General features: G+C 73.1%; 7 protein-coding genes. 3 read left to right on the plus strand and 4 right to left on the minus strand.

Features of this window, described 5'->3' with window-relative positions; genetic code table 11:
• Positions 1-117: 117 nt before the first annotated feature.
• Positions 118-2,658, minus strand: a complete 2,541-nt coding sequence (locus FNH04_RS34875; protein ID WP_152789859.1) for a polynucleotide kinase-phosphatase — start codon at positions 2,656-2,658, stop codon at positions 118-120.
• On the minus strand, positions 2,655-4,124 hold the full coding sequence (locus FNH04_RS34880) for a 3' terminal RNA ribose 2'-O-methyltransferase Hen1 (RefSeq protein WP_322724730.1): 1,470 nt from the start codon (positions 4,122-4,124) through the stop codon (positions 2,655-2,657). Before FNH04_RS34880 ends, FNH04_RS34875 begins: the two co-directional genes overlap by 4 nt.
• A gap of 254 nt (positions 4,125-4,378) precedes the next feature.
• On the opposite strand from FNH04_RS34880, the gene FNH04_RS48140 reads away from it, so the two are divergent.
• Together FNH04_RS48140 and FNH04_RS34890 are read left to right on the plus strand one after the other, a co-directional pair.
• On the plus strand, positions 4,379-4,705 hold the full coding sequence (locus FNH04_RS48140; RefSeq protein WP_228031790.1) for a hypothetical protein: 327 nt from the start codon (positions 4,379-4,381) through the stop codon (positions 4,703-4,705).
• Complete coding sequence (locus FNH04_RS34890; RefSeq protein WP_152789864.1) at positions 4,695-5,195, plus strand: archease; 501 nt, start codon at positions 4,695-4,697, stop codon at positions 5,193-5,195. The genes FNH04_RS48140 and FNH04_RS34890 overlap by 11 nt, the downstream gene beginning before the upstream one ends.
• A 112-nt stretch (positions 5,196-5,307) precedes the next feature.
• Here FNH04_RS34890 and FNH04_RS34895 read toward each other — a convergent pair whose 3' ends face one another.
• Positions 5,308-6,738: an RtcB family protein gene (locus FNH04_RS34895; protein WP_152789860.1), complete on the minus strand. Its 1,431-nt coding sequence runs from the start codon at positions 6,736-6,738 to the stop codon at positions 5,308-5,310.
• A 136-nt stretch (positions 6,739-6,874) separates the two neighbouring features.
• On the opposite strand from FNH04_RS34895, the gene FNH04_RS34900 reads away from it, so the two are divergent.
• Positions 6,875-8,014 carry a CapA family protein gene (locus FNH04_RS34900; protein WP_152789861.1) on the plus strand — a complete coding sequence of 380 codons (1,140 nt, stop codon included), beginning with the start codon at positions 6,875-6,877 and terminating at the stop codon, positions 8,012-8,014.
• A gap of 54 nt (positions 8,015-8,068) precedes the next feature.
• On the opposite strand, the gene FNH04_RS34905 is transcribed toward FNH04_RS34900, so the two are convergent.
• Complete coding sequence (locus FNH04_RS34905) at positions 8,069-9,088, minus strand: sigma-70 family RNA polymerase sigma factor (RefSeq protein ID WP_152789862.1); 1,020 nt, start codon at positions 9,086-9,088, stop codon at positions 8,069-8,071.
• Between the last annotated feature and the right edge of the window lie 271 nt (positions 9,089-9,359).

The following is a 9,359-nucleotide window of genomic DNA, read 5'->3' on the forward strand; positions in this document are numbered from 1 at the left end:
GCTGGGGGCTGTCGCCCCCGGACCCCCGCTGGGTGGGGTTTGGTTGTGCGGTGTTGTCGGGTGCGGGTCGGTGGGGGCTGGTCGCGCAGTTCCCCGCGCCCCTTGAACGCCCAGCCCCTACAGCCGCGGGTCCACCGGCTCCGACTCCAGTGCCAGCACCCCGAACACCGCCTCGTGCACCCGCCACAGCGGCTCGCCCTCGGCCAGCCGGTCGAGGGCCTCCACGCCCAGCGCGTACTCCCTGATCGCCAGGGAGCGCTTGTGGCCCAGGAAGCGGTGGCGGAGGCGGGCCAGGTTCTCCGGACGGGTGTACTCCGGGCCGTAGATGATCCGCAGGTACTCGCGGCCGCGGCACTTGACGCCCGGCTGGACCAGACGGCCCTTCTCCCCGCGCACGAGCGCGCCGACCGGCTTGACGACCATGCCCTCGCCACCGCGGCCGGTCATCTCCAGCCACCAGTCGACGCCGGCCCGGACCGACTCCGGGTCGCCGGTGTCGACGTACAGCCGCCGGGTGGTCTGCAGCAGTCCGCTGCCGTCGTGCTCGACGAGCCGGTCGATCAGGGCGAGCTGCTCGTCGTGCGGTACGGCGGCGAGGCTGCGGCCCCGCACGGCCAGGATCTGGAACGGCGCCAGGCGGACGCCGTCCAGGCCGTCCGTGGTCCAGCAGTAGCGGCGGTACGCGTCCGTGAACGCGGCGGCGTCCGTGGCCCGTTCGCGCTGGCGCGCCAGCAGGTCCGTCACGTCCACGCCCCGCGCCGCGGCGCCCTCCAGTGCGGCCAGCGCACCCGGGAGCACCGCCCCGGAGGCGGCGCCCACCGCCGCGTACTGCGACCGCAGCAGCCCGGAGGCCTTCAGCGACCACGGCATCAGCTCGGCGTCGAGCAGCAGCCAGTCGGTGTCGAGCTCCTCCCACAGGCCCGCCTCGCCGATCGCCTTCCTGACGCGGTCGAGGACGGCCTCGGTCACCGACCCGTCGTCGAAGAACGGGCGGCCGGTGCGCGTGTACAGCGCCCCGGTGGGACCGTCCACGCCAAAGCGCTCGCGCGCCGCCTCCGCGTCCCTGCACACCAGGGCGACCGCCCGCGAGCCCATGTGCTTCTCCTCGCACACGACCCGTTCGACGCCGTCCTCCCGGTACTGCGCGAAGGCCTCGGCCGGGTGCTCCAGATAGCCCTCGATGTGCGAGGTGGCCGTGGGGGCCATCGTCGGGGGCAGGTACGGGAGCAGACGCGGGTCCACCGCGAAGCGGCTCATGACCTCCAGGGCCGCCGCCGCGTTCTCCTCGCGGACCGAGACCCGCCCCGCGTGCCGGGTCTCCACGACCCTCCGGCCGTGCACGTCCGCCAGGTCCAGCGGCCGTCCCTCGTGCCCGCCGGGCGCGTCGGTGGCCAGCGGCTTGGCCGGCTCGTACCAGACGCGCTCGGCCGGTACGTCGACGAGTTCCCGCTCCGGCCAGCGCAGCGCGGTGAGCTTTCCGCCGAAGACGGCGCCCGTGTCGAGGCAGATGGTGTTGTTCAGCCAGGTGGCGGTGGGGACGGGCGTGTGGCCGTAGACCACGGCCGCGCGGCCCCGGTAGTCCTCCGCCCACGGGTAGCGCACCGGCAGGCCGAACTCGTCGGTCTCGCCGGTCGTGTCGCCGTACAGGGCGTGCGAGCGCACCCGGCCCGACGTACGGCCGTGGTACTTCTCCGGCAGGCCTGCGTGGCAGACGACGAGCTTGCCGCCGTCGAGGACGTAGTGGCTGACCAGGCCGTCGATGAACTGCCGTACCTCCCGCCGGAACTCCTCGCTCTCGCCCTCCATCTGCTCGATGGTCTCGGCGAGGCCGTGGGTGTGCTGGACCTTGCGGCCCTTGAGGAAGCGGCCGTACTTGTTCTCGTGGTTGCCGGGGACGCACAGCGCGTTGCCCGAGCCGACCATGGACATCACGCGCCGCAGCACACCCGGGCTGTCCGGGCCACGGTCGACGAGGTCGCCGACGAAGACGGCCGTACGGCCCTCCGGGTGGACGCCGTCGGTGTAGCCCAGCTTGCCGAGCAGGGACTCCAGCTCGGCGGCGCAGCCGTGGATGTCGCCGATGATGTCGAAGGGGCCGGTGAGGTGGGTCAGGTCGTTGAAGCGCTTCTCGGTGACGACCGTGGCGTTCTCGGCCTCCTCCACGCCCCGCAGGACATGCACCTTGCGGAAGCCCTCGCGCTCCAGATGCCGCAGGGACCTGCGCAGTTCACGCGTGTGGCGCTGGATGACCCGGCGCGGCATGTCGGCCCGGTCGGTCCGGGCCGCGTTGCGCTCGGCGCACACCTCCTCGGGTACGTCGAGAACGATGGCGATCGGGAGGACGTCGTGCTGCTTCGCGAGCTCGACCAGCTGTCTGCGGGCGTCCTGCTGCACGCTGGTGGCGTCGACGACCGTACGGCGGCCTGCCGCGAGCCGCTTGCCCGCGATGTAGTGCAGGACGTCGAAGGCGTCCTTCGTCGCGCTCTGGTCGTTCTCGTCGTCGGAGACCAGGCCCCGGCAGAAGTCGGACGAGATCACCTCGGTGGGCTTGAAGTGCCTGCGGGCGAAGGTCGACTTGCCGGAGCCGGAGGCGCCGACCAGCACGACGAGGGAGAGGTCGGTGACGGGCAGCACGCGGCCCTCGGTGGTGTCGGTCATGCCGCCTTCGCCTCCTTGTCGTTCACGTTCCCCATGCTGAACACGGCCATCTGTGTGGGCGGTCCCACCTCGGGGTCGTCAGGTCCGACGGGCACGAACCCCACGCCGTACCTGTACCGTTCGGCCACCGCCCCCGCCCACGCGCGAAACTCCTCGCGCGTCCACTCGAAGCGGTGGTCGCCGTGCCGGACGTGCCCGGCCGGGAGGGTCTCCCAGCGGACGTTGTACTCGACGTTCGGGGTCGTCACGAGCACGGTGCGCGGGCGGGCCGCGCCGAACACCGTGTACTCCAGGGCCGGCAGCCGCGGCAGGTCGAGATGCTCGATGACCTCGGAGAGCACCGCGGCGTCGTATCCCCCCAGCCGCTTGTCGGTGTAGGCGAGCGACCCCTGGTAGAGCTGGACACGGGAGGCCTGACGCTCCCCCATCCGGTCCAGCTTCAGGCGCCGTGCGGCGATCCTGAGCGCCCGTACGGACACGTCCACGCCCACGATCTCGGTGAACCGGACGTCCTTGAGCAGCGCCTGCACCAACTGGCCCTGCCCACACCCGAGATCGAGCACGCGGGCGGCGCCGGACTCCTTGAGCGCGGTGATGATCGCGTCCCGTCGCTGCACGGCGAGCGGGGTCGGCTTCTCCTCGGTCTCGGATTCCGCCTCGACCGCGTTGTCGATCTCCTCGACCTCGGTGTCGTCCGCCTCGGCCAGCCGCACCAGTTCCAGTCGTTCCATCGCCTGCCGGGTCAGCGACCAGCGGCGCGACAGATAGCGGCTGGTGATCAGCTTCTGCTCCGGGTGGTCGGGCAGCCAGCCCTCACCGGCCCTCAGCAGCTTGTCGACCTCGTCGGACGACACCCAGTAGTGCTTGGTGTCGTCCAGGACCGGGAGCAGGACGTACAGGTGACGCAGCGCCTCGGCGAGGGTGAGCCGCGAGGACTCCAGGACGAGACGCACGTACCGCGAGTCACCCCACTGCGGGAACTCCGTGTCCAGTACGACGGGTTCGGCCGTGACCTCCCAGCCCAGCGGCTCGAAGAGGCGCCGTACGAGCTCCGGGCCGCCCCGGGCGGGCAGTGCGGGCACCTCGATACGCAGGGGCCGCGCCTGCTCCACAAGCGTGGGCCTGGCGTTGCACACCCCCTTCATCGCGCTCGAGAAGACGCTGCTCAGCGCCACCGCGAGCAGGGAGGAGGCGGCGTACGGGCGGTCGTTGACGTACTGCGCGAGGGCCGCGTCGGGGGCGCCGCCGCGCCCCTTGCCCTTGCCGCGCCGGACCAGCGCCACGGTATCGACCTCCAGCAGCAGCGCCGCCGTGCAGCGCTCGGCGCTCGCCTCGGGGTAGAGGACGTGGGCCGGGCCGTAGGAGGTGGAGAACGCCTGCGCCCTGTCGGGGTGCTTGTGCAGCAGGAAACCGAGATCGGTCGCGGGGCGCTCCGGGGTGCCTGTGGTGCTGATCGTCAGGAACACGGTGGTTGAACCTCAAAGGTCTTCGGGCATGCGGATACGTTGCCGTGTGGTCGGGCGCCGTGCACGGTGTGTGCTCCCGCGCCGCATGCCGGTGACACACGGCAAAGGGACGGTACAGCGAGCGCTCCGTACACAGGTACGGATTTTCGCCACGGGCGGGGCGCCCCCCGTCACCGTCGTACGGACCGGCCGTATGGCCCGCCGGGGCGCGGGGTACTCGCCGGTCACGCACCCCTTCTGAGGAGATGACTCGGATGCTGATCATCGGACTGCTCCTCCTCGCGGCCACGGGAGCCTTCATCGGCCTGGCGATCGCCTACAACCTGTCCGGTGGCCCCGAGTACACCGTGGCGATCTTCGACGAGAGTGTCGTCACCCTGAACTCGCTCGCGATCTTCTGCACCGGTCTGGCGCTGGCGTTCCTGTTCTGTCTGGGCCTGTTCCTGGCGAGAAGCGGGGCCGTGCACCGCCGGCACCCTCACGAGCCGCAGATGTACGGGACGGGCGACACCACCACGCTGCACGACGGTGGCGGCGGGCCGGGTGACTCGGGGAGCCCGGGTGGCGACCATGGTCGGTGACCCGGACGACGAGCGGCAGGCGCGGCGTGAGGGGGTCGCCGGCCACCGTACGGTGCCGCACACCGCCGACATCCGCGTCGAGGCATGGGGAGCGAGCCGGGAGCGGTGCCTGGCGGAGGCGGTACTGGGGATGGTGGAGTGCTTCGCCGACGTGTCCACGGTGCGGGCCACCGGCGTGGAGCACGTACGGCTGGACGAGGAGAGCGACGACGACCTGCTGGCGTCGCTGCTGGACGAGGTCCTCTACCGGCTGGAGGTGTGGGGCCGGGTGCCCGTGGACGTGGAGGTCGACGCCACGGGCACCACCGAGGTCGCCGACGTCGACATCGGCGACGACGTGGCCGACGACGGTCTCGACGTACGGCTGGCGGTCGCCGACCTGGCGGCCGTGGAGATCACCGGCGCCGTACCGAAGGCCGTCTCCTGGCACGAGCTGCACATCGGGCCGGGGCCCTACGGGTGGTCGTGCTCGGTGACCATCGACGCGTGAGGCGCACCAGGCGCATCGGCGGGGTGCCGCGCAAGGCGTACAACCTCGGGGTACGGCCGCGCGGGCACCCTGCCGCGGGCCGTACCCGCACCCAGTTGAGAGGTGCGCGGCCTCAGCCCTTGACCACGCCCAGCGGGACCAGTCGCGCCACGGTGCGGCACAGCCCCGCGCGCTCGCTCACCGCCACCACCGCGCTCACGTCCTTGTACGCCTCCGGGGCCTCCTCGGAGAGACCCCGCCAGGAGCGCGGGCGCACCGCGATGCCGTCCCGTTCCAGCCGGGCGCCCAGTTCCCTGCCGCCGACGGCGCGCGCGGCCTGGTGGCGGCTCAGCACCCGGCCCGCGCCATGACAGGTGGAGAAGAAGGCGTCGCCGCCCGGCACGCCCGTGAGCACGTACGAGGCGGTGCCCATGGTGCCGGGGATCAGCACCGGCTGACCGTGCTCCCGTACGTCCTCGGGCAGGTCCGGGTGGCCGGGCGGGAAGGCACGGGTGGCGCCCTTGCGGTGCACGCACAGCCGGCGCCGTGTGCCGTCCACCGGGTGGGTCTCGATCTTGGCGAGGTTGTGGGACACGTCGTACACCAGCGACAGATGGGCGCCCGCGGCGCGGCGGAGGACCCGGCGGGCGGCGTGGGACAGCGCCTGGCGGTTCGCGCGGGCGTAGTTGGCGGCCGCCGCCATGGCCCCCAGGTACGCCCGTCCCTCCGGCGAGTCGACCGGGGTGCAGGCCAGCTGCCGGTCGGGCACGGTGATGCCGTAGCGGGCCATGGCGCGGTCCATCGCCTTGACGTGATCGGTGCAGATCTGGTGGCCGAGGCCGCGCGAACCGCAGTGGATCATCACGCACACCTGGTCGGGGGCGAGCCCGAACGCGGCGGCGGCCTCGTCGTCGTACACCTCGGCGACCCGCTGCACCTCCAGGAAGTGGTTGGCGGACCCCAGGCTGCCCACCTGCCCCAGCCCGCGCTCCCGCGCCCGCGCGCCGACCTGCGCCACGTCGGCGTCGGCGACGGCGCCGCCGTCCTCGCAGCGCGTCAGGTCGCGTTCCTCGCCGTACCCCTCGGCGACGGCGTACCGGGAACCGCCTTCGAGGATGCGTTCCAGCTGTCCCGGCCCCGTCGGGTGCCACACCCCGCCGGGTCCCGCGCCGCGCGGGATCGCCCGGTCCAGGCCGTCCATGGTCTCGGGCAGCGCGGGTCGGAGCGCGCGCACGTCCGTGTCGGCGGTCAGCAGCCGCACTCCGCAGGAGATGTCGAAGCCGACCCCGCCGGGCGAGACGGCACCGCCCTCGTCCGGGTCGGTCGCGGCCACGCCGCCGATGGGGAAGCCGTAGCCCCAGTGGATGTCCGGCATGGCGTACGAGGCGCCGACGATGCCGGGGAGCGTGGCCACGTTGACCACCTGCTCCAGCGACTGGGCGGCGTCGTGGAGCAGGTCCCGGGAGGCGAAGACCACTCCGGGCACGCGCATCGGTCCCCGCGGTTCGATACGGAAGCGGCAGGGGCGCTCCTCGACGAGTCCGACCTGTTCGACGAGTTCCATGGCGGCCTCCCGGGGGGTACCTGTGGCGGCTCGCGTCCGCCACGTGCACCGCGTACGCGTCCGTCCGTCTCCGCGGTACCCGCGCCGGGCTCCGCGTACCGGGCCGGGCGGGGGCGAGTCGCCGTACCGTGGGGGCATGGGCGGCGACGTGGTGACGCTGTTCCTGTGCGGCGACGTGATGCTCGGGCGCGGTGTCGACCAGATCCTCGCGCACCCCGGCGATCCGGCGCTGCGGGAGGAGTACGTCGCGGATGCCCGGTCGTACGTCCGGCTGGCGGAGTCCGTGAACGGCCCGATCCCCGCCCCCGTGGAGCCCTCGTGGCCCTGGGGCGACGCCCTGCGCGTACTGGAGGAGGCCGCGCCGGACGCCCGGATCGTGAACCTGGAGACCTCCGTGACGCGCCGCAACACGTTCGCGCCGTGGAAGGCGGTGCACTACCGGATGCACCCGGCCAACCTGCCCGCGCTGGCGGTGGCCCGGCCCGACGTGTGCGTCCTGGCCAACAACCACGTGCTGGACTTCGGCCGGCCGGGTCTGGCGGAGACGCTGGACTCGCTGGCCGGTGCGGGTCTGCGGGTGGTGGGCGCGGGACGGAACGCGGACGAGGCGTACGCGCCCGCGGCGGTGCCCCTCGCGGGCGGCGGCCGCGTGCTGGTGTTCGCTCTCGGGGCGCCGTCCAGCGGCATTCCGCCGGACTGGGCGGCGACCGCCGACCTGCCCGGGGTGGCGTACGTCCCCGAACTGTCCGCGGCCGCGGCCGAGGCCGTGGTCCGGCACCTGCGGCGGGCGAAGGGGCCGGGGGACGTCGCGGTCGTGTCCGTGCACTGGGGCTCCAACTGGGGGTACCGCGTCCCCCGGGACCAGATCCGCTTCGCGCGCGCCCTGGTGGACGGCGGCGCGGACATCGTCCACGGCCACTCCTCGCACCATCCGCGGCCCGTGGAGGTCTACCGGGACCGGCTGATCCTGCACGGCTGCGGCGACTTCGTCGACGACTACGAGGGCATCTCCGGCTACGAGGAGTACCGCGACGACCTCCGACTCGCCCACCTCGTCTCGGTGGCACCGGGCACCGGACGGCTGGCCGGCCTGCGTCTGGTGCCCCTGCGAGCCCGCCGTATGCGCCTGGAACCCGCCCCGGCCGCGGACCGCGCCTGGCTGCGCGCGACGCTGGACCGCGTCAGCGACCGCGCCCGGATCTCCCTGTCCCCGGACGGCACCCTGACGCTGGAGCACCGCGCGACCGCGTCGTCCTCGTCCGACCCGCGGCCATGACGACCGCCCGTCAGGCCATGACGACCACCCGTTGCCCCGGCGCCCCGTCCCGTCTCAGCTCGCCCAGGCCAGCAAACGCTCCCTCGTCCCGGGCGCCCGGAGCCGGGCGAGGCACTCCTTCTCCAACTGGCGCACTCGTTCCCGGGTCAGGCCCACCTGGTGGGCCACCTCCTGGAGGGTGCGGCCCTGGCCGTCGTGGAGGCCGTACCGGAGACTGAGGATCATCGCGTCACGGGGCGCCAGCGTGCCGACGGCCTCTCGCAGTTCCTCGGCGAGCGCCCGGTGCTCGGCGACCTCCGGGGCCTGCAGGACGTCCGTGTCGGCGATCAGGTCGCCGACCACCGTCTCGCCGTTCTCGTCCACCGGGGTGTCAAGGCTGACGGCGTGCCGTCCCACCCGCCGCAGCCAGTCGACCTTGTCCAGGGCGAACCCGCTCTCCCGGGCGACCTCCTCGGCGGTGGGTTCGCGGTCGAGGGCCAGGCGCAGGCGCCGTTCGACCTTCGCGAGCTTCTGCAACTGCTCCACCACGTGCAACGGCAGCCGCACCGTGCGCGCGTGCGCGGCCAGGCCCCGCTCGATCGACTGGCGGATCCACCAGGTGGCGTACGTCGAGAACTTGAAGCCCCTGGTGTGGTCGAACTTCTCCACGGCCCGGATCAGCCCCAGGTTCCCCTCCTGGATCACGTCGAGCACCGGCAGCCCCCGGTGGGCGTGGCGCTTGGCCACGGACACCACCAGCCGGAGGTTGGCGCGGACCATGTGGTCCTTGGCCGCCTGCCCGTCGCGTACCGCGTCCTCCAGCTCCCCGCGACGCCCGGTCGGCAGCCCGAGCTCGCCGGCGTCCGCCCGCCGCAGCTCCTCCAGGGCGTGCACACCCGCCTCCAGGCGCTGGGCGAGCCGTACCTCGTCCTCCGCTGTGAGCAGAGGCGTCGCCGCGATCTGTGTCAGGTACTGGCCCAGGAGATCCGGTTCCTCGTCGGGCTCGGGGATCCGGTCGCGCAGCCGCGCGGTGCGGACCGTGGCACGGGGGTCCCCTCGGGGTTCCGCGGCCGGGGTCTGTGCCTTGGGAGCCATCGTTCCGTACCTCCGTCCCCTCCCGTTCCGCTCTCCGGGTACCCCGGCGAAAGGGCGAACGAACGAGTCGATCGACACCCGATCCCGATACGTTCCCGCAGGTCAGACGGTCCAGGGTGCTCCCGGCTCGCCCGACGGGGCGGGCTGGGCCACGCTGAGATGCAGACCGGTCGCCACGGATCGTCCGCCTTCCGGTGCCCGTATGCCCGTACAACGCAAGGTGTTTCCGGCCGGGCGCCACAGGCAACCCGGGACCCGGACCCACGCCCCC

Origin of the sequence: Streptomyces phyllanthi, from assembly GCF_009377205.1 — a bacterium.
Classification (GTDB): Bacteria; Actinomycetota; Actinomycetes; order Streptomycetales; family Streptomycetaceae; genus Streptomyces; species Streptomyces phyllanthi.

Bases quoted from the DNA above. Each gene is read 5' to 3' on its own strand.
- FNH04_RS34875 (WP_152789859.1), bottom strand. From the start codon at position 2,658: ATGACCGACACCACCGAGGGCCGCGTGCTGCCCGTCACCGACCTCTCC.
- FNH04_RS34895 (WP_152789860.1), bottom strand. From the start codon at position 6,738: ATGGAACTCGTCGAACAGGTCGGACTCGTCGAGGAGCGCCCCTGCCGC.
- FNH04_RS34905 (WP_152789862.1), bottom strand. From the start codon at position 9,088: ATGGCTCCCAAGGCACAGACCCCGGCCGCGGAACCCCGAGGGGACCCC.
- FNH04_RS34900 (WP_152789861.1), top strand. From the start codon at position 6,875: ATGGGCGGCGACGTGGTGACGCTGTTCCTGTGCGGCGACGTGATGCTC.
- FNH04_RS48140 (WP_228031790.1), top strand. From the start codon at position 4,379: ATGCTGATCATCGGACTGCTCCTCCTCGCGGCCACGGGAGCCTTCATC.
- FNH04_RS34890 (WP_152789864.1), top strand. From the start codon at position 4,695: ATGGTCGGTGACCCGGACGACGAGCGGCAGGCGCGGCGTGAGGGGGTC.